Annotated in this window: 23 protein-coding genes; 8 read left to right on the top strand and 15 right to left on the bottom strand. The window is 46.8% G+C overall.

The window, feature by feature from the left end:
* The first annotated feature begins 181 nt into the window (after window positions 1–181).
* Together ACYZ97_RS10580 and ACYZ97_RS10575 are read left to right on the top strand one after the other, a co-directional pair.
* Window positions 182–676: an HPP family protein gene (locus ACYZ97_RS10580; RefSeq protein WP_473298722.1), complete on the top strand. Its 495-nt coding sequence runs from the start codon at window positions 182–184 to the stop codon at window positions 674–676.
* On the top strand, window positions 669–1,223 hold the full coding sequence (locus ACYZ97_RS10575; protein ID WP_473298721.1) for a TetR/AcrR family transcriptional regulator: 555 nt from the start codon (window positions 669–671) through the stop codon (window positions 1,221–1,223). Before ACYZ97_RS10580 ends, ACYZ97_RS10575 begins: the two co-directional genes overlap by 8 nt.
* 26 nt (window positions 1,224–1,249) lie before the next feature.
* On the opposite strand, the gene ACYZ97_RS10570 is transcribed toward ACYZ97_RS10575, so the two are convergent.
* From ACYZ97_RS10570 to argH, 4 genes are all read right to left on the bottom strand, one after another.
* Window positions 1,250–3,766, bottom strand: a complete 2,517-nt coding sequence (locus ACYZ97_RS10570) for a TIGR02302 family protein (protein ID WP_473298720.1) — start codon at window positions 3,764–3,766, stop codon at window positions 1,250–1,252.
* A gap of 98 nt (window positions 3,767–3,864) precedes the next feature.
* Window positions 3,865–5,130 carry a diaminopimelate decarboxylase gene (lysA, locus tag ACYZ97_RS10565; RefSeq protein WP_473298718.1) on the bottom strand — a complete coding sequence of 422 codons (1,266 nt, stop codon included), beginning with the start codon at window positions 5,128–5,130 and terminating at the stop codon, window positions 3,865–3,867.
* A gap of 21 nt (window positions 5,131–5,151) precedes the next feature.
* Window positions 5,152–5,334, bottom strand: coding sequence for an LPS translocon maturation chaperone LptM (lptM, locus tag ACYZ97_RS10560; protein ID WP_473298717.1), 183 nt, complete (start codon window positions 5,332–5,334; stop codon window positions 5,152–5,154).
* An 85-nt stretch (window positions 5,335–5,419) separates the two neighbouring features.
* Window positions 5,420–6,793: an argininosuccinate lyase gene (gene argH / locus ACYZ97_RS10555; RefSeq protein WP_473300688.1), complete on the bottom strand. Its 1,374-nt coding sequence runs from the start codon at window positions 6,791–6,793 to the stop codon at window positions 5,420–5,422.
* Window positions 6,794–6,910: 117 nt separating this feature from the next.
* On the opposite strand from argH, the gene ACYZ97_RS10550 reads away from it, so the two are divergent.
* Window positions 6,911–7,615 carry a TlpA family protein disulfide reductase gene (locus tag ACYZ97_RS10550; protein WP_473298716.1) on the top strand — a complete coding sequence of 235 codons (705 nt, stop codon included), beginning with the start codon at window positions 6,911–6,913 and terminating at the stop codon, window positions 7,613–7,615.
* 1 nt (window position 7,616) lies between these two features.
* On the opposite strand, the gene ACYZ97_RS10545 is transcribed toward ACYZ97_RS10550, so the two are convergent.
* Together ACYZ97_RS10545 and ACYZ97_RS10540 are read right to left on the bottom strand one after the other, a co-directional pair.
* Window positions 7,617–8,087: a YaiI/YqxD family protein gene (locus ACYZ97_RS10545; protein WP_473298715.1), complete on the bottom strand. Its 471-nt coding sequence runs from the start codon at window positions 8,085–8,087 to the stop codon at window positions 7,617–7,619.
* Window positions 8,084–9,040: a YihY/virulence factor BrkB family protein gene (locus ACYZ97_RS10540; RefSeq protein ID WP_473298714.1), complete on the bottom strand. Its 957-nt coding sequence runs from the start codon at window positions 9,038–9,040 to the stop codon at window positions 8,084–8,086. Before ACYZ97_RS10540 ends, ACYZ97_RS10545 begins: the two co-directional genes overlap by 4 nt.
* Before the next feature lie 80 nt (window positions 9,041–9,120).
* On the opposite strand from ACYZ97_RS10540, the gene ACYZ97_RS10535 reads away from it, so the two are divergent.
* Both ACYZ97_RS10535 and ACYZ97_RS10530 read left to right on the top strand, forming a co-directional pair.
* Entirely contained in the window at window positions 9,121–9,690 is a 570-nt protein-coding gene (locus ACYZ97_RS10535; RefSeq protein ID WP_473298712.1) for a cob(I)yrinic acid a,c-diamide adenosyltransferase, read from the top strand.
* An 86-nt stretch (window positions 9,691–9,776) separates the two neighbouring features.
* Window positions 9,777–10,649: a 3-hydroxybutyryl-CoA dehydrogenase gene (locus ACYZ97_RS10530; RefSeq protein ID WP_473298711.1), complete on the top strand. Its 873-nt coding sequence runs from the start codon at window positions 9,777–9,779 to the stop codon at window positions 10,647–10,649.
* A gap of 37 nt (window positions 10,650–10,686) precedes the next feature.
* On the opposite strand, the gene ACYZ97_RS10525 is transcribed toward ACYZ97_RS10530, so the two are convergent.
* Window positions 10,687–11,109: a DUF3830 family protein gene (locus ACYZ97_RS10525; protein WP_473300687.1), complete on the bottom strand. Its 423-nt coding sequence runs from the start codon at window positions 11,107–11,109 to the stop codon at window positions 10,687–10,689.
* A gap of 188 nt (window positions 11,110–11,297) precedes the next feature.
* Window positions 11,298–12,260, bottom strand: coding sequence for a cysteine synthase A (gene cysK / locus ACYZ97_RS10520; protein WP_473298709.1), 963 nt, complete (start codon window positions 12,258–12,260; stop codon window positions 11,298–11,300).
* 275 nt (window positions 12,261–12,535) lie between these two features.
* Here cysK and ACYZ97_RS10515 point away from each other — a divergent pair, with 275 nt between their 5' ends.
* Together ACYZ97_RS10515 and ACYZ97_RS10510 are read left to right on the top strand one after the other, a co-directional pair.
* Complete coding sequence (locus ACYZ97_RS10515) at window positions 12,536–12,805, top strand: hypothetical protein (RefSeq protein WP_473298708.1); 270 nt, start codon at window positions 12,536–12,538, stop codon at window positions 12,803–12,805.
* Window positions 12,806–12,845: 40 nt separating this feature from the next.
* Window positions 12,846–13,622, top strand: a complete 777-nt coding sequence (locus tag ACYZ97_RS10510) for a class I SAM-dependent methyltransferase (RefSeq protein WP_473298707.1) — start codon at window positions 12,846–12,848, stop codon at window positions 13,620–13,622.
* Here ACYZ97_RS10510 and ACYZ97_RS10505 read toward each other — a convergent pair.
* Together ACYZ97_RS10505 and ACYZ97_RS10500 are read right to left on the bottom strand one after the other, a co-directional pair.
* Complete coding sequence (locus ACYZ97_RS10505) at window positions 13,582–14,046, bottom strand: Crp/Fnr family transcriptional regulator (RefSeq protein ID WP_473298705.1); 465 nt, start codon at window positions 14,044–14,046, stop codon at window positions 13,582–13,584. The genes ACYZ97_RS10510 and ACYZ97_RS10505 overlap by 41 nt on opposite strands.
* Window positions 14,047–14,116: 70 nt before the next feature.
* Window positions 14,117–14,800 carry a response regulator transcription factor gene (locus ACYZ97_RS10500; RefSeq protein WP_473298703.1) on the bottom strand — a complete coding sequence of 228 codons (684 nt, stop codon included), beginning with the start codon at window positions 14,798–14,800 and terminating at the stop codon, window positions 14,117–14,119.
* 86 nt (window positions 14,801–14,886) lie between these two features.
* Here ACYZ97_RS10500 and ACYZ97_RS10495 point away from each other — a divergent pair, with 86 nt between their 5' ends.
* Window positions 14,887–15,453 carry a L,D-transpeptidase family protein gene (locus ACYZ97_RS10495; protein WP_473300686.1) on the top strand — a complete coding sequence of 189 codons (567 nt, stop codon included), beginning with the start codon at window positions 14,887–14,889 and terminating at the stop codon, window positions 15,451–15,453.
* A 2-nt stretch (window positions 15,454–15,455) separates the two neighbouring features.
* Here ACYZ97_RS10495 and ACYZ97_RS10490 read toward each other — a convergent pair whose 3' ends face one another.
* The 5 genes from ACYZ97_RS10490 to tsaD are packed head-to-tail and all read right to left on the bottom strand — an operon-like array spanning window position 15,456 to window position 18,906.
* Entirely contained in the window at window positions 15,456–16,154 is a 699-nt protein-coding gene (locus tag ACYZ97_RS10490; RefSeq protein ID WP_473298701.1) for a class I SAM-dependent methyltransferase, read from the bottom strand.
* Window positions 16,109–16,534: an EVE domain-containing protein gene (locus ACYZ97_RS10485; protein WP_473298699.1), complete on the bottom strand. Its 426-nt coding sequence runs from the start codon at window positions 16,532–16,534 to the stop codon at window positions 16,109–16,111. Before ACYZ97_RS10485 ends, ACYZ97_RS10490 begins: the two co-directional genes overlap by 46 nt.
* Window position 16,535: 1 nt before the next feature.
* Window positions 16,536–16,823 carry a YciI-like protein gene (locus ACYZ97_RS10480; RefSeq protein WP_473298697.1) on the bottom strand — a complete coding sequence of 96 codons (288 nt, stop codon included), beginning with the start codon at window positions 16,821–16,823 and terminating at the stop codon, window positions 16,536–16,538.
* A gap of 12 nt (window positions 16,824–16,835) precedes the next feature.
* Entirely contained in the window at window positions 16,836–17,816 is a 981-nt protein-coding gene (locus tag ACYZ97_RS10475; protein ID WP_473298695.1) for an NAD(P)H-dependent glycerol-3-phosphate dehydrogenase, read from the bottom strand.
* Between the two features lie 10 nt (window positions 17,817–17,826).
* Window positions 17,827–18,906, bottom strand: a complete 1,080-nt coding sequence (gene tsaD, locus ACYZ97_RS10470) for a tRNA (adenosine(37)-N6)-threonylcarbamoyltransferase complex transferase subunit TsaD (RefSeq protein ID WP_473298693.1) — start codon at window positions 18,904–18,906, stop codon at window positions 17,827–17,829.
* Window positions 18,907–18,959 lie beyond the last annotated feature (53 nt).

Genomic DNA, 18,959 nt, shown 5'->3' with positions numbered 1-18,959 from the left:
TTTTTTCCACATTTTGCTGAATGATTATGGATGCCGGTGCCTTTGTTGCACCGGCATTTTGTTTTTATGCTGCGTATAAAGTTTTTATAAAAGAAGAATTGACACTTCGATATATTTTGTACCAATCAGTACAAATTTATATTTCCGAATATATGTGGAAGATAAACCAGGAGTGTTATTTATGGGTTTTTTATACCGCCATCAGGCGCCGGTATCTTTTCGTGCAGCCATGCTTGCAGGATGTGGCGGGTTTGTTGCTATTGCAGTGGTTGCCACTTTTGTTACCTTTGCCGGTACACCATTATTGTTCGCGCCTTTCGGAGCAAGTTGTGTCTTGCTGTTTTCTGTCCACAATAGTCCGTTATCGCAACCTGTGAATGTTATTTTAGGGCATGTTGTGGCGACAATTGTCGGTCTTGTTTGCCATGCTGTCTTGCCTGATACACTATGGGCGGTTGCTATTGCTGTCGGTTTATCAATTGCGGTTATGGCAGCCTTGCGCATTACGCATCCACCGGCGGGTGCCGATCCGATAGTGGTCTTTGCATCATCGCCGTCGTGGAGTTTTGTCTTTATTCCTGTTTTGGCCGGTGCGGTTTGTCTGGTTCTGGTTGCCTATATCTATCATCGGCTAAGCTGCCGCCAATATCCATTGATTGTACCTGATCATGGTTAAGGGAGATGTTCAAAGGCGTGAAATTATCCGTCAATTGGCAGAATGTTTCCGTCAATATGGTTTTGAAGGTGCCAGTCTTAAAGTCATTAGTGACAAGACCGGTTTGGGTAAGGGAAGCCTTTATAATCTTTTCCCCGGTGGAAAGGATGAAATGGCTGATGCGGTTCTGGCTGACATCGAAAACTGGTTTGATAGCCATATTTTTAAACCGCTGCAGACAGATGATCCGGTGTCATCTATCGAGATTATGTTAGAACGGGTCGAAGACTATTTTCTCTCTGGTGAGAAGATTTGTCTTGTTGGCGCTTTTTCTCTGGATGCAACGCGGGATAAGTTTGCCGACACTATTGGCCATTATTTTACGCAATGGACGCTCGCATTGCAGCAAGCCTTACAAAAAAAGGGATTGGACCAACAGTTAGCCGGTCAAAAGGCGATGGATATCATTGCGATGATTCAGGGGGGGATTATTTTAGCGCGTTCGCTTGATAATCCAACAGTTTTCCATCAGATGATCAGCCGTTTGAAAGAGTGTCTGTCGGTATAAAATTATAAAAGTAAAAGTATAAATGTTTAACGGTCGAACTGTAATAGACGTTCGAGATATTCCTTTTCCATTTCAGGTGTCAGGGATTGCCCCAGTTTCTTGCGGATTTCATCAAGAATACGACGGGCTTTCTGCAAATCTGTTTCACTTGGAATTTCAACCTTATTGTCATCGCGGCTTTGGCCGGCAGAACCGGATTGCCGACCAAGCGGATCGGTATTCTTATTATCTTCACCCTGACCTTCGCCATTCTTTTTCATGGCTTCTTTCATCTGTTTCATCAAGCCTTGCGCGCCCTTACGCATGGAATCGATTGCGCCTGCCTGCTTTTCAGCTGCCTGACCACCTTCACCCTTACTTAAGGCTTCACCTGACTGCTGCATTTGGCGTTCAGCATCTTTCAAGTCATTGTCGGGCTTTATACCTTGATTTTGTAAATCTTTCATCAGATCGTTCATCTGTGATTGCAGCTCGTTTTGTCGTTTTTGTAATTCATCCATTTGCTGGTTGAAATCATCTTGTGATTTCTCACCACGCTTGAATTCGTCCTGCAGCTTGTGGGTATCGTTGAGCATTTCTTGTTGCCGACGCATCATATCGCCAAGCTTGTTCATTTGTTGTTGCATCTGATCGGTCTTGTTGCCGGCCTGCTGGTTGTCGCCGCCTTTCTGGACCATCAGATTATTCATCATATTTTCAAGCTCGTTCAAAAGCTGTTCGGCGGCAGCGCGGTTGCCAGTCTTGGCCAGATCTTCAAGCTGTTTGAGTTTTCCTTCCAGATCATTGGGGTTCATTGCCTGCATATTCTGCATTGTATCGGAATCAAGCTGGTCTTCTGTATTGCGTTGGGCAAGCTCATCCATATATTCCATCATTGCCTGACGCAGCTCCTGCGTCAGCCGTTCAATTTCTTCCGGTCCTGCACCATTGCGTAAGGCATCACGCAACGCAGCCTGCGCCTGTTTTAGCCGTTGCATGGCCTTGTCGAGTTGGTCCCCTTCAAAGTTCAATGCAATCTGCCACATATAATCGGCAGAATGTCTTAACCGTTCTTGTGCGACTTGAAGGCGCTTTCGATACTGGTCTTCATTGAGTTGTAGATATTGTGACCTTTGTTGAAAGTCATATATTTCGCGTAATCTACGCCAAAGGCTTTGCAACACGATCATTTGTGTAAAATTATCAAGTGTTGATTCCGGCCGCACCATTGTCGCCTGCACCATATCCATAACATATGGTAGTTTTTCTTCATTCAATACCAGAATACGGCGTTGTTCTACGATTGCACGGGCTATCGGGTTACCAAAACTTCTTTGTGGTAAAACCATTGTATAACTTTGGCTGTGTGCAATATGGCCAGCACCATCTTCTGCCATGAGTGTCAGGACAACCTCGGAACCTGCCCAAGGATGTGAGGATATATCCTGTTGTGTTTGTGCTTCACCTTTGCCCCCGCGTGGTAATGTCAGCGGGATTGTGGGAGCGTCATAAAGCGGATGGCCGTTTTCATCATGATCGGCTGCCAAGGGTTTGATATCGACCCAGGCTTTTATTGCTCCGTAATCATCGTCGATTTTATATTTGAGATCCAGCGAACCATTGAGCACACGGCCCGGCTCATCTGTTGTCAGGCTGATGGTTGGTGCCGTATCTGGTGTGACAATGAAAGTCCAGCTTTGGGAAAAATGGCGTGCCTGCAGCAATATACTGCTGTTTTGTGTCAAAGTGGTTTCATAAACACTGGTTCTTGTATTTTGGCCGCTATCTGTGGCTTTAATTATTTCTTGTCCCTTGCCTTCAATTTTGCGTTTAGCAACCACTCCACGGCCATCATAAATGCGCATGTTCAGAATGCTGCCTTCAGGAATGATGATCATATCGTCATTATGTGCGATAGCCTTGGTCAGAAAAATAGGTGGCTGATTGGTATAGGCAGGTGGTGTGATCCAGGCGTCAATACGCATATTATTGATATTGACAGCCGGTGAAAAATCAAAGGCATCACTTAAGCGTCCGCCTTTTGAACCAAAACTGAAAGCAAAGCCTAACGCCGTTATAAGTATAATCAGTGAACGTAATGCATAAGGATCTCGATGGGGAATATCCGGATGGGGCAACCCGACTTGAAGATGTTTGATCCGGTTGGCCATGCGGCGCTGATGTTCAGCCCACAAAGCTTGGGCGAAAGCACTATCTGCACCTGTGGCCAATTTGTCTTCTTGCACTTCAAGTGGCTGATGGGCCAGACCGCTTGCGGCTTCTATGCGTTTATCGACATCTACTTTTGACGGTATTTGAAAATGGCGTAGTGGATAAATTGCAATAATGGCTGCAAAACCACATAACCAGAGCAAAAAAACATGTGGCCAATAAGAGAGCGTATTAAAAAATCCAAACCAGCTTAAGGCACAAAAGCTTGTTACAATTAGAACCAGAGGCAGGATTTTTGGCCATATCCGTTCAAAAACCAGAACGCAAAAACCTAGCCCGCGGGCAATAGCCAGCGATAGGCAATTGTCTGATTTTCTATCGGCCTTATCCATATAGCCCTAAATGCCTTTCGATTCAGCGCCATCATAATGCATATCATGGCAAAGACGAGGCCAAAATTATGCAGGATACAAAATTTCAGGTTCCAGATTTAGATCCATTGCGGAACTTGGTCGAGACCGATCAGTGTATCATAATCGGGACGGGCGCGTATGATGTCGAAACGGTCTTTTTGCACCAGCACTTCTGGTACCAGCGGACGGGTATTATAGGTTCCCGCCATAACCGCACCATAGGCACCGGCCCCTTCGACAGCCAGTAGATCGCCACTTTCAGGTGTCGGAAACATACGGTCAATACCCAGATAGTCTCCCGTTTCGCAAACCGGGCCGACAATATCTGCCTTGATAAAGTCGATAGGCTCCTTGGGTTCTTTGACGGGAATAATATTATGCCAGGCATCATAGAGGGTTGGACGGATCAGATCATTCATTGCCGCATCGACAATGATAAAATTACGGCCATCTCCTTTTTTCAGATAAATGACCGATGTCACCAAAATGCCGGCATTGCCGACCAGATTCTTGCCCGGTTCGCAGATTATATCCAGTCCGAGCGGCTTCATATGTTTTAAAACAGTTTGTGCATAATCATATGGTGTCGGTGGCGGGTTATTATCCTTATTATAGGAAATGCCCAATCCGCCGCCAACATCGACATGACTGAGATGGATGCCGTCATCGTGTAGCATACGAATAAAGTCGGCCGTAATTTTAAAGGCATCATTAAATGGGCCAAGATCACAGATCTGGCTGCCAATATGGACATCGACACCTTTGATTACAATGTGGGGCAGGCTTTGGGCATGATGATAGACATTGCGGGCCGATTGTAGCGGAATGCCGAATTTATTTTCCGATTTTCCGGTCGATATTTTTTTATGGGTTTTGGCATCAACATTTGGATTGATACGCAATGAAACAGGGGCCTTTTTGCCTTGTGCAGCAGCACGGGCGTTAAGTTGTTTGAGTTCGGGTTCGGATTCGACATTGAAGCAACGGATGTTTTGAGCCAATGCATAATCCATTTCCATAATCGTCTTGCCGACGCCGGCATAAACGACATTTTCAGCGGCTATACCGGCTTTTAAGACGCGGCGTAGTTCACCCTCGGAAACAACATCCGCACCGGCACCTAATTTTGCCAACAGGGTCAATATGGCTTGATTGGAATTGGCCTTGCAGGCATAGGCGATGGTTACGGGTTCATCCTTGAAGGCACTTTTGAACTGTAAGAAGCGTTCTTCAATCGCGCTTGCCGAATAGCAGTAAAATGGCGTTTCGACTTTATGGGCTATATCGGCTACGGTGACGCTTTCAACATGGAGAACGCCATTCTTATATGGGAAATGGGACACGATTGATCCTTATCTTTAGCCTTATTGCTTGATCAGGCGATCAAGGATAAAAGGCTTGTCTTCTTTAGGCTTTGGCACCATTTTACCTTCACTATTTTCAATCATGCTGGAAGGTGGCGCTTCTGGTGGACCTTTGCGACCGCAACCAGAAAGAATGCTGGCGCCGATCAATAAAACAGCCAAAGTTGATATTGTTTTTTTCATCGTCCGCTCGTTTCTGTCAAAACCTTATTTTCTATCATGCTGTCCATTAGAGCATTTCCACTTTTTATTGCAACATAGAAATGCGTTAAAGTTTGGCAAGCCGTTTTTTCCATGCCGTAATTTGACGGCGCACCTGTGATGGTGCTGTGCCACCATAGGATTGACGGCTTTTGACCGATTTTTCAACGCTTAATACGTCAAAAATGTCGGCTGTAATCTTTTTATCAATCGTTTGCAGATCTTTTAGGGTCAAGCTGGCGAGGTCGCATTGCTTCTTTTCAGCCAGCGCAACAGCACGTCCGGTTACATGATGGGCATCACGAAACGGCATGTTGAGTGTACGCACCAGCCAGTCTGCAAGATCGGTTGCGGTGGAATAACCTGAGCCAGCGGCATCCGCCATGGCTTTTGTATTGATGATGATATCATCCATCATGCCGGTCATGGCAGCAAGCGAAAGTTCAAGCGCGTGGGCCGCATCAAAGACAGCTTCCTTATCTTCTTGCATATCTTTGGAATAGGCGAGCGGCAGTCCTTTCATCACGGTTAAAAGTGCGACAAGGGCTCCATTGATCCGGCCGGTTTTGGCGCGTACCAGTTCGGCCGCATCGGGATTTTTCTTTTGCGGCATAATTGACGAGCCGGTAGAAAAGGAATCGGACAAGCGGACAAAATTAAATTGCGGTGTTGACCAGATAACGATTTCTTCTGCCATGCGTGAAAGATGTGTGGCACATATTGAAGCGGCCGCTAGAAATTCCAATGCGAAATCGCGATCGGAAACACTGTCGATAGAATTGCGTGTTGGCTCACGAAAGCCCAAGGCTTTGGCTGTCATCTGCCGATTGGTGTTGAAACCGGTGCCTGCAAGGGCTGCTGCCCCTAAGGGGGATTCGTTCATCCGTTCGGCGGCGTCTTTCATACGGGAATAGTCCCGGGTAAACATTTCGACATAGGCCATCAGATGGTGGCCATAGGTAACAGGTTGTGCTGTTTGCAGATGGGTAAAGCCCGGCATAAACGTTGCAACATGTTCTTCGGCACGGTTGAGCAGGATGCCGATCAGAGTCTTGAGATGCTCGGCCATTGATAATGTTTCCTGTTTGACCCAAAGACGGAAATCAACAGCGACCTGATCATTTCTTGACCGTGCTGTATGCAGACGGCCTGCTGCGGGGCCGATCAGCTCGGCTAGTCTTGATTCGATATTCATATGGATATCTTCAAGACGACGGGAAAATTCGAATTTGCCTTTTTCAATTTCGGTCATGATTGTCTCAAGACCTTTTTTGATTTTTTTATAATCGGCGCTGGTGATGATCTTCTGCTTTTCAAGCATCGCAGCATGGGCCAGCGAGCCCGCAATATCCTGCCGGTAGAGCTTCTGATCAAAACCGATAGAGGCATTGATTTCCTCCATGACAGCGGCCGGGCCGGAAGCGAAGCGACCGCCCCACATCTTGTTGCTGTTTTTAGTTTTTGCCTGTGCTGGTTTGGCTGGTGTTGATTTGGTTTTTGCTGGCTTGCGGATATGCGCGTTTTTCATATAGATTAGCCCCGATAGAAGGACGGAAAAATGATGAGTAAAAAGAGCCTGTATGGAACTTTCAAAAACAACTTTATTAAAAAGCTGCGCTTGACCATAGCGGCTTTTTCACTTGGTACTTTAGCCCTATACGCGATAATGGGGGGGCATGACAACACGCGCCGCATCGATTTGTCGTCTTTCATCGCATCGGCCGCTGCCGCTGAGCTTAAAAGCTGCAATAATGACATGTCACATTTGGCTCCCATAAAGGCTGCAGCCCAAGGTTTTTTTAAAAATTTCCGCTTTGCCGACGAACCTTATAATGCTGCGGCGCTGAAGTTTCATGATCAGGCGGGCAAGGATATAAGCATGGCGGATTTCAGCGGTAAAGTGCTACTTGTCAATTTATGGGCTGTCTGGTGTGTACCATGTCGCCAAGAAATGCCTGAATTGGCTGCTTTGCAAACAGATGAAGGCGGAGATGATTTCGCTGTTGTTACGATTAATGTTGATAAAAACCCGGATGAAAAGGTCTTGAAATTCTTAAAGGATGTGAAGGCCGATTCACTTCATCTTTATCGTGATCCATCAATGGAGATTTTTTCTGTTGTGCGTAGTCAGGGTCTGGCTGTGGGTTTGCCTGTGACTTTGTTGCTGGATCGTGATGGCTGCCTGATTGGTTCTTTCAACGGTTCGGCGCCATGGGGCAATGACGATGCCAAGGCCTTGATTCGTGCAGCGATAGCGCAATAGTTTAAGGGGTAAAACCGCGCCTTTTAAGGCGCTGGATAGAAAGATCAAGGCTGCTCAGGAATTGTGAGCGGTCTTTGGCGGAAAAAGGCGGTGGCCCACCGCCCATCATGCCGCCTTCACGCAGACTTTCCATCAAATTGCGTGTGGCTAGCGCATTGCCGATGGTCCGTTCGTCATAGATATGGCCGTTGGGTTTGATGGCGACACCACCGGCTTTGACCACGCGGTCGGCCAGCGGTACGTCATTGGTGATAACAATGGCGGCTTCATGGGCGCGCTCGGCGATCCAGTCATCGGCAATGTTCAATCCGTTTTCAACAATGATGGCCTGAACGAAGTCTTCACGTGGCACACGGATAAAACTATTGGCGACGACATAGGTTTTGATTTGGTAGCGTTCTGCCACTTTATACACCTCATCCTTGACGGGGCAGGCATCGGCATCGATAAAAAGGGTTATTGCTGGCGTCATGACTTCTTGTTCTTATTGGTCATGGTGTTTTCAATTTCTTGCATGACTTTTTCTCGCGCTTCAGCAATCATTTTTTCGGTTGCCTTGATTGGTTGTCCCGGTTGCTGCGGACGGTTGCGATAGAACATGATTGCGGCATTGACTTCGCCGCCGATGACAAAAATAATGCTCAATATATAAAGAAAAATCACGGCCACCATGATCGAGGCTAGTCCTGCATAGGTCGAGACATAATTGGCAAAGGTCGCCAGATAGGAGGCAAAAAGCATCGAGGCGATGAACCAGACAACCATAGTGACAAAAATTCCGGGCAAGATATCGGTCATTTTGCGTTTGCCTGCGGGCAGCCATTTATGTGCGATGATCAGGCCGAGGGCAAGAACTACAATGGCGATGGTATAGCGCCAGATTCGCAGTGTACCGATATAGGGAGCAATGACAGGAAACTCACGCTGGGCAATTTTCAGGGCCAATGGTGCCAGTACAAGAAGAATGCTGATTGCCATCAGGCCGATGGTGCCGATCATGACAAAAAACAGACTTTGAAAACGGCAGAAAAAGATGCTGCGCGGATCGCGCACGCGATAGGCACGATTCAATGCTGTACGTAGTGATTCAACACCATTGGAAGCAAAATAGGCGGTCATGATAACTGATGCGGTCAGCAGTCCGCCACGTTGGACATTCAATACATTGGTCACCTCTTTTGATAGCGGACCGGCAAGGGCAGAAGGCAGCATTTCAAAAATATAACTGACGGCACGGCCGGTATAGACACCGGCGCCCAGAAAACTGGCCAGTGATGTGGCAAAAATCATAAAAGGAAAAAGTGCCAGTAGGCCGGAAAGTGTCATATAGGAGGCAAATGCCGAACCATTGTCGCGAAAATAATGGCTTACGGCATTATAAAGAATACGCCAGCAATAAAGGGCATGTCTCCTGAAGTTTCTCATTCTGCCTGTCTCGGTTAAAGGCTTTATATTGGTGCGTTCTATCGGTAAAGTTCCTGAAATACAATTGATGGACAGAATTTATGGTCAAGCTCAACAAAATTTATACAAAAACCGGTGATAACGGGACGACAGCACTGGTTAATGGTCCGCGACGTTCGAAGGCCGATTTGCGGGTGGAGGCTTATGGTCTTGTCGATAGCCTGAATGCCGTGATCGGTATTGTACGCCTTCATAGTGTGGCGCATGCGCTTATTGATTGTTTTTTAGCCGATATCCAGAATGATCTGTTTGATCTTGGTGCCGATCTGGCGACACCTGTTGATGGAACTGATTATGAAACTTTGCGTATTGTGGCGCGACAAGTGCAGCGGCTGGAAGATGAAATCGATCAGCTCAATGAACATTTACAGCCATTACAATCCTTTATTTTACCGGGGGGGTCGGCTTTAAGCGCATATTTGCATCTTGCCCGTGTTCATGCTCGCGATGCCGAACGGGCAATGGTGCGTCTATCGGAGATAGAGACTGTCGGGGTGCAAGCGCTTTGTTATATTAACCGTCTATCAGATTATTTTTTTGTTGCGGCCCGTATTGCCAATCATAATGGTGCAGATGATATTTTATGGGTGGCTGGAAAGAATCGTTCATAATCTGGGCGTTGTGAATGATTGACCATGCTGGATGACCGGATTAAGTGTTAAAAGATCTTGGGTGGAAATCATTGTCGGAGAAAACCATGTTAAAGACAGTGGCAATTGTCGGTGCCGGACAGATGGGAAGCGGTATTGCCCATGTGGCTGCTCTGGCCGGTTATGATGTTTTGCTTGAGGACATTAATTCTGACCAGCTTGTAAAAGCGTTGGAGACAATAGAGGCGCAGTTTAGTAAGCAATGCGCTTCTGGCCGCATTGATGAGCGACAGAAAAATGAAGCCTATGCACGGATTAAAACGGTTACACAGTTGGAAGCGCTTTGTCATGCCGATCTGGTGATCGAGGCCGCCAGAGAAGAGGAAAATATCAAGCGTGATATTTTCATCGATTTGTGTAAGACCCTTAAAAAAGAAGCTTTGCTGGCGACCAATACATCGACTATTTCGATTACCCGTTTGGCAGCAACAACCGATAGACCAGAAAAATTTATCGGTGTACATTTTATGAATCCTGTCGCGGCTATGAAGCTGGTTGAAGTGGTACGTGGCATCGCTACCAGCGAGGATACATTTCAAACCATTGGTGTTTTTCTCCAAAGTCTTGATAAGACCTATACGGTCAGTCAGGATTTTCCAGCCTTTATCGTCAATCGTGTTTTATTGCCGATGATTAACGAAGCGGTCTATACGCTTTATGAAGGGGTCGGCACTGTTGATGCTATTGATACAGCACTGAAATTGGGGGCGAATCATCCGATGGGGCCGTTGCAGCTAGCCGATTTTATCGGTCTTGATGTTTGTCTGGCGGGGCTTCAGGTGCTCGCCAACGGTCTTTCTGATACAAAATACCGTCCTTGCCCGCTTTTGATCAAATATGTCGAAGCGGGATGGCTCGGGCAAAAAACCGGTAAGGGCTTTTATGATTATAGTGGCGTAGAACCGGTTCCGTCACGTTGACGGGCTCTATGAATATTATAAGTTTGCCTGCAGATAATTATGCCGCATCCGCAAGGCGAATTTCAATTGGTTGGGCCCCTTCCCATAAAGTGCGCTTACCCAGAAGGGCCAACTGGTCGAGATGGTTTGTGATGGTAATAAAATGGTTTCCAGCCAATTGGCCAACTTTTGAAGCAAAATTGACGCCGCCATAGGCAAGCAGGATTTCTGTTTCGCTTATACCACCGGGATGAAGGATAAATTGGCCGGGCGCAGGATAGCAGGTATGGTTTTCATAACCGATTTTGAAATCATAATCACCAAGCGGAATCCATACACCCTCCCCTGACCAACGGACATGGATGATTTGGCTGATATAAGGGAGATGGCGTAAAAAAACTTCGCAGGTTTTGGGCGCTTTTTCTGTTTCCAGTACAGCGTCAAAAACAAATTCTTTCGAGGTTATTTTTAAGTCAACCATCATGCATCTCCATGCTGTTTAAAAGTGTTGCCTCAACTTTATAGATTTATCATCAAAAATATAGTTGGAAGAATGGTGATTGTTTCTGATTTGATGCGCGCCGTAAGATATCAAGCTTTTATTTTGGGTTTGAAATAAAAAGAGCCTCCGCTGTAAAGCAGAGGCGCTCGGGAGGGACGCTTTTCTATTTAGGCGTCAAGACCTTCAAAAAGAGCGGTTGAAAGATAGCGCTCAGCAAATGATGGAATAATAATAATGATATTTTTGTCTTTGTTTTCAGCGCGCTTGCCAATTTCAATTGCGGCTGTCAGCGCCGCACCTGATGAAATGCCAACGGGAATACCTTCAATACGAGCGATAGCACGGGCATTTTTAAAAGAATCCTCATTTGAGACGGCGATAATTTCGTCATACACACTTGTATCAAGCGTTTTAGGGGTAAAACCTGCACCGATACCTTGAATCTTATGGGGGCCGGGAGCTCCGCCGGAGAGAACGGGCGAATCTTTCGGTTCAACAGCAATAACCTTGAAATCGGGCTTGCGTGATTTGATAACTTGCCCGATACCGGTAATGGTGCCGCCGGTACCGATACCGGAAATGAGAAAATCAACATTGCCATCGGTATCATTCCATATTTCTTCTGCCGTTGTCTCACGGTGGATAGCTGGATTAGCCGGATTTTCAAATTGTTGGGCAATAACGGCATCGGGATTTTCAGCGGCCAGTTCTTCAGCTTTTGCGATGGCGCCTTTCATACCTTTGGCCCCTTCGGTCAGGACAAGTTCGGCACCAAGCAGTTTCAGTAGTTTGCGTCGTTCCACCGACATGGTTTCCGGCATGGTCAAAATCAGATGATAGCCTTTGGCGGCAGCGGCAAAAGCCAGTGCGATACCAGTGTTACCGGATGTTGGTTCAATCAGTGTGGTTTTCCCAGGGATTGCCTTGCCTTGTTGTTCAAGTGCTTCGATTAGAGCGAGGCCGATACGGTCCTTGACGCTGGCTAATGGATTGAAGAACTCAAGCTTGACCAGAAGATTGGCAACAACGCTGTTTTCTTTAGCAAAACGGTCAATGCGTACAAGTGGTGTATTACCTATTGTTTCCAGAATATTTGAGTAAATTTTTCCCCGACCGGTCGTTTTGCCCATAACATCGCTCCTTTATCATTGTATAGTATTCATGAAAATAGCGTAGTCGGACTCAAAGAAAGAGTGACGGGGATGCAAAAAAGTGACGCTAGATGCAAAAAAAAACTATTAATAGCAATATTCAAGAAAAAAAATACCACGCCATAAGACGGTCGGATTTTAACCTTATATTAAGTAATGATTTTCCAGTCGAAGAACTATTTGATAAGTAGGGAAATTAGAGTGGGTCTGATTGATACAGGACGGGCAGAAGGAACCGGTTAGGGGCGCGAGCAATGATGACTAAATTGATACGTTATACAGGCTTATCGGTTGCGATACCGTTGCTTGGTCTTGCATCTGGCTGCAGTGCTAAGGCGACTGCTACGGCGTGGAGTGAAAAACTCGTAACGCAAAAAGTCGAAATGCCGACTGAATGCGCTGGTTGGGAAAAAATTGATATAAAAAGTCGTTCACGCTATTATATGATGAAAGAAGATCAGCGTGCTTTGGTCAATATTGACGCTCATAATCTGCGTGGCAAGCAGCTTGGGTGCTGGCAATAAAGTATTATGAGCAAGTCCGCCTTTCTGTACAGGTTCTATCATGCAGATTGACGTGATTGCATTACGGGCTTTTTATGCTTCGCCTTTAGGCAAGCGTACTTTGGCAACATTACTAAGTGCATTGGAGCGTCACTGGCCGACCTTGCCGGAAGAGCGTTTGGTGGGGCTGGGTTTTACGCTTCCTTTTTTGGATTGTTTCAAAGACAGGGCTGAACGTGCCATTGCCCTGATGCCGGCCCGTCAGGGTGCTGTCGTCTGGCCAAGTATGGATGCTGTTTCCACCGCTCTTGTTTTTGAAGAAGAGCTACCATTGCCTGATTCATCGGTAGACCGGATTTTATTGGTCCATTCATTGGAGTTTGCCGAAAATGCCGAAGAAATGTTGAAAGAAATGTGGCGTGTTCTTGCACCGAATGGGCGGCTTGTTCTGGTGGTGCCAAATCGGCGCGGTTTATGGGCGCGTTATGAAAATACACCTTTCGGTTTTGGTGAGCCTTATAGCGGTGGGCAATTGCAGCAATTGTTGCATCGTGCAAATTTTATTATTCAGGCGTCATCCAGCAGTCTTTATTATTCACCGTCACCCAAGTGGTTTCCTCGTATTATCGCTTCATTATACGGACATATTGCAGCACGTTTTTTCCCCTATTTCGGGGGGGTGATTATTGTTGAAGCACAAAAGCGGCTCTATCAGGGGGTTGTGGTTAATCAACGCCAGTCACGTCGGGTGTTTGTTCCGGCGCTCAGTGCGCAGCCGACAACTCAGCGCGGACGCTTTACTTATGAGTATTCCCGGCCTCGGGCGCGAGACGACTGATATCTTCTACCAGCTGGTGAAGCGTGCTTTGTACATACTCAATCAAATTTTCTGCTGTTTTAGGAAATTCTTCTAATAGGCGCTGGAAAGATGATCGGCTGATACGTAGCAATGTTGCATGATTGACTGAATAGGCTGAAACCGGTCGCGTAGTTTGGGCAAGCAAGGCTAATTCTCCGATCAGGCTTCCCGGTTCGACCGATTGGATGTATTGCATGCTATTGCCGCGATGCCGATATAAATCGACTTGTCCGGCCAATACAAGGAATGCACAATCGGCATTGTCGCATTCATTGAAAATCAGTTGGTCTTTAATATAGGCACGGCGTTCCGCGCCGAAAGCAAGGATACGCAATTGCTCGTAATCAAGCGAACGGAAAATATCAAGCTTTCCCAGCACATTGATATCGTTATCAATAGACATGCTTACCCCTATAATGGTGGGGTAAGCCTAGAACAATTTAATCATGCTGTGAAGCGCTTTCCATACAATTTTACGGATTAAGCTTGTAACCGCCGCTATCCGTGACGAGGATTTGGGCATTGGATGGATCTTTTTCAATTTTTTGGCGCAAGCGATACACATGGGTTTCCAATGTATGTGTTGTCACACCGGAATTATAACCCCATACCTCTTCAAGCAATGTGTCACGATTGATTACTTTGTCACCGGCTCGATAGAGATATTTGATAATGGCGGCTTCTTTTTCCGTTAAACGGATTTTAGAACCTTTTTCATCAATCAATAGCTTTTGTCCGGGTTTGAATGTGTAAAAACCAACCTGGAAAGTTGCATCTTCGCTTTGTTCGTGTTGGCGCAGTTGGGCACGGATACGGGCAAGAAGAACAGCAAAGCGGAACGGCTTTGTCACATAGTCATTTGCACCGGCCGATAATCCTAAAATTGTATCGGAATCCGTGTCATGACCAGTCAGCATGATGATAGGTGCACGAAAACCATTTTCACGTAATGTCTTGACAGCTTCACGTCCATCCATATCGGGCAGACCGACATCCATAATAACCAGATCGACATTGTTTTTACGTGCCGATTCAACGCCGCTTACTGCCGTCATTTCTTGTAAAACGTTGAACTCTTCATGCATCTGTAACTGTTCGACCAGAATGGAACGCAGATCATTATCATCGTCTACAATCAAAATAGTACGGCTATTCATTTAAAACCTCATTGCAACTGAAGGGGTCTGCCCCTAGAGTTCTACGCTGGAATATATAACGACATCTTTTCGTGAAAATATCGCTTATGCAAGTTCTTTATCATTGCCCACCTATAAAAAGAAAGCGGAAACTTGTTACAATCCTAGCTGTGCGTCGGAGTGTTTTGGGAATTTCACGCGGCATATTGGCTGTAGGGCCGCTACGTCTACCATGTGCGTTAGGCCGCTCGGGCCTTACATCAAAAAAACGCGAGGGCGATGGCGCAACACCGATTGGTACAATGGCTTTACTTTATGGCTATCGCAAGCCTACTTGTAAACCGGTGCCGATGTCAGCGCTTTCTATTCTGCCAAGCCGTAAAAATGATGGCTGGTGTGATAGTATATTTGATGCCAATTATAACCGCCCTGTCAAACTGCCTTATCATAAGAGTGCGGAACGGCTTTTGCGCCATGATGATGTCTATGATATTTGTATCGTGATGAATTGGAATATTGTGCCACGCCGCCAGCGTGCTGGCAGTGCTATTTTTTTCCATCTTGCCCATGATGATTATGCGCCAACGCAAGGCTGTGTGGCTTTGTCACGGCGTGATATGTTGCGCATCCTGCCTTTTCTTTCGGCAGAGACGAAGATGGTTGTGCTCGGTTAGTATTATGATGTTGCGGCTGGTGGAAATTTCCAGATTGTAACTTTTTTAATGTTACAATCTTCGAGGGCTGCAGAAACGTGGATATGATAATCGGCGCAGCGGATCATTTTTCTATCGGGAAGATAGGTGCGGCCGGGATCACCGATCAAAATATCGATGTTCTTTTGTGCGAGTGTTTCAAACCATGGTGTAATTTTTTCCGCCATGAGGCGGTCATAAAAAACATCACCGGCCAGCAGGATATCCCATTCTTTATTTATACCAACGAGATTGTCGGCAAGAATATTGAGATCGACGGCGTTGAGTTGCGCATTCATAGATATGGCACAGACGGCAAAAGGATCAATATCGACTGCCTCAACCAGATGGGCGCCGGCTTTCATTGCGGCAATGGCGACAAGCCCCGAACCAGAGGCAAAATCCAGTACTCTTTTACCTTGAACGGTTGATGGCTGATCCAGAATATAACGGGCAAGTGCCTGCCCACCCGCCCATGGGAAGGCCCAGAACGGCGGTTGCAGATTATAATGATCAAGTTCTGCTTGTGTCAGATGCCATAATTCATTTGTTTCATGGGCCTGATAAAGACGGATTTCAGGTACACCGTCCACTTCTTGTGGATGGGTATGGCGTGCAATAAAGGCAGAATGATCTGTCAATATTTTTGATCCAGATTGCCCATACGGCAGACTTCTGCCCATTCATCGGGGCGTACCGGTTGTACGGAAAGCCGCATGGATGTGACAAGCGACATATTGGCCAGTTTTGGATTGGCTTTGACGGCACTCAATGTGACCGGTGTAGGCATATCGCAAACCGCTTTAATATCGACGCATTCCCAACGTGGATCGTCACTGGTTGAATCGGGATGTGCCAAGGCACAGACTTCGGCAATACCGACAACGCAAAGTCCTTCATTGGAATGATAGAAAAAGCCTTTGTCTCCAATTTTCATGGCGCGCATATTATTACGTGCCTGATAGTTGCGTACGCCATCCCATTCTTCGCCCTTGTCGCCTTTAGCCTTGAGCATGTCCCAGGAAAATTTGAAAGGTTCGGATTTAAAAAGCCAATATGCCATTTTATGCCTCTGGATTATTGATGGTCCAGTTCCATGCGCGCACACTGACACTGGCAAATAGCCCGGCCTTTGCATAAGGATCGCCATTACCAATTTTTTCAGCCGCCTCTTTGTTGTCAGCTTCAACAACCAGCAGTGTTCCACAAGGCTTGCCGTTATCATCAAGAAACGGGCCAGCGAATTTAAGTGTCTTGCCAAGGCCCTTGAGATAATCAAGATGGACAGGGCGGGTATCAAGACGTGTTTGTAAATGGTCCTTTTTATCTTCACAAAGAATAGCAAACAGCATGGATTGATCCTTTCAATCTTCGTATTTCAAGGGGCGATTGATAAGGCCGTTTATGGCATCATCAATAGAAATTTTGCCTTCAAGAAGGTTGGCAATAGCGCTAATAATGGGTGCATCAATATTTTTTTCAGAACAGATTTTAGCTGCAATTGGTGCAGTGGCTACACCTTCGGCTAGCCGTAAACCGTTTGTTGACCGTCCTTCACCAAGCGCCATACCGTAAGAAAAATTACGTGACTGTGGCGAGGAACATGTCAGTATTAGGTCACCCAAGACCGAAAGGCCTGTCAAGGTTTCAGCCTTGGCGCCTAAGGTTGAAGCGATACGGCGCAATTCAGCAAAGCCGCGGGTGACAAGGGCTGCTTCAGCACTGGCACCAAGCTTGCACCCGCGTGTTGCGCCAGCAGCCAGCGCCAGAACATTTTTAAGTGCGCCGCCTATTTCTACCCCGATGATGTCGTCACTTGCATAACAGCGAAAACGTGGACCGGAAAATTCATGCGCCAGTTGATGGGCAAAAGTTCTGTCATTGGCCGCAATTGTAACAGCTGTTGGCAATCCGCGTGCCACATCATCGGCAAAGCTGGGGCCGGAAAGCGCGGCGATCTGCTGCTTTTTAAGATGTTTGGTTGCAATTTCCGACATGAAATTGCCGCTACTTTGTTCGATTCCTTTTGAGCATAAGATGACGGCGGATGATGTCGGGATCAGCGGGGCGAATTCAGCCAGCGCCTTGCCAAGTGTCTGTGCGGGAATGACGAGTAATATCCGCTCGGCTTGATCAAGGGCTTTGGCCATATCGGTCGTTGCAACGATATTTTTATGCAATTTTATGCCGGGTAGATAGCGAGGATTTTCGTTCTGTGTGCGAATCATGTCAATGGTGGCTTCATCGCGGCCGTAAAGATGGACATGATGGCCGAGAGCAGCACTCATACTGGCCAAGGCACTGCCCCATGCTCCTGCTCCTATGACTGCTATTTTTTTTACCATGATAGTTTCCTCAAGCTTTCGCACCACGCCGTCCGGCACCGATGATTGGAGCAGATTTTTCGTCCAATGGCCAGCGTGAACGTGCAGCGAGATTAAAATCGTCCTGTTTGTTAAGGGCGGCATGTTCGGCACCGGCCCAGGCGATCATGGCTGCATTATCGGTACAAAGCGCCATAGGTGGTGCAATAAAACGGAAATTGTGGGTTTCGCATAAGGTTTCCAATATTTGGCGGATTGCCTTATTGGCAGCAACGCCCCCGGCCACAACCAGTGCTGCATGATCAAGTTTGGGGAACTGTTCTTTAAACTTTAATAAGGAGCGTTGCACGCGTTCATATAGTGTATCTGTTACGGCAGCCTGAAAGGATGCACAAAGATTTTTGACATCCTGATCGCTTAAAGGTGCTTGTGCTGTTGCGGTTTGGCGCACAGCAGTCTTGAGACCGGAAAAGGAAAAATCAAGTCGCTTTTCTCCTTTGAGCGGGCGCGGAAGTTCAAAGCGGTTGGCATCACCTTGCAGGGCCTCTTTTTCAACAGCAGGGCCACCGGGATAAGGTAGACCCAGTAATTTAGCCGTTTTGTCGAAAGCTTCTCCCAAGGCATCGTCAATGGTTGTTGCATAGCGTTCATATTGGCCGAGTCCTTTGACCGCAATGATTTGTGTATGGCCGCCCGATACCAGCAATAAAAGATAGGGAAAGGCAAGATTGTCGGTCAAGCGTGCAGTTAAAGCGTGGCCTTCAAGATGGTTGATTCCGATGAAGGGTTTATGGGCGGCCAAAGCCAATGTCTTGGCGCTGACAAGGCCGACAATCAGTCCTCCGACCAATCCCGGTCCGGCCGTAGCGGCAATTACATCTATCTTTTCAAGCGATGTATCGGCTTCTTCAAGTGCCTGTTTGATCAGACCGTCAAGAATTTCGACATGGGCGCGTGCTGCAATTTCCGGTACAACGCCGCCATAAGGTGCGTGGTCGTCAATCTGACTCCAGACAATATTGGAAAGGATGTGGCCTTTTCCGGCTGCATCGCGCTCGACAATAGCAGCGGCAGTTTCATCGCAACTTGTTTCTATTCCCAAGACGCGCATTTCAGGTTAGACCTCTTTTTTAAAACATTCGAAATCGGTAGCATGGAAGTATC

This window comes from Bartonella sp. bp_1 (genome assembly GCF_055808085.1).
The sequence above is the reverse complement of the archived record's forward strand: the minus strand, read 5'-3'. Positions and strand labels throughout refer to the sequence as shown.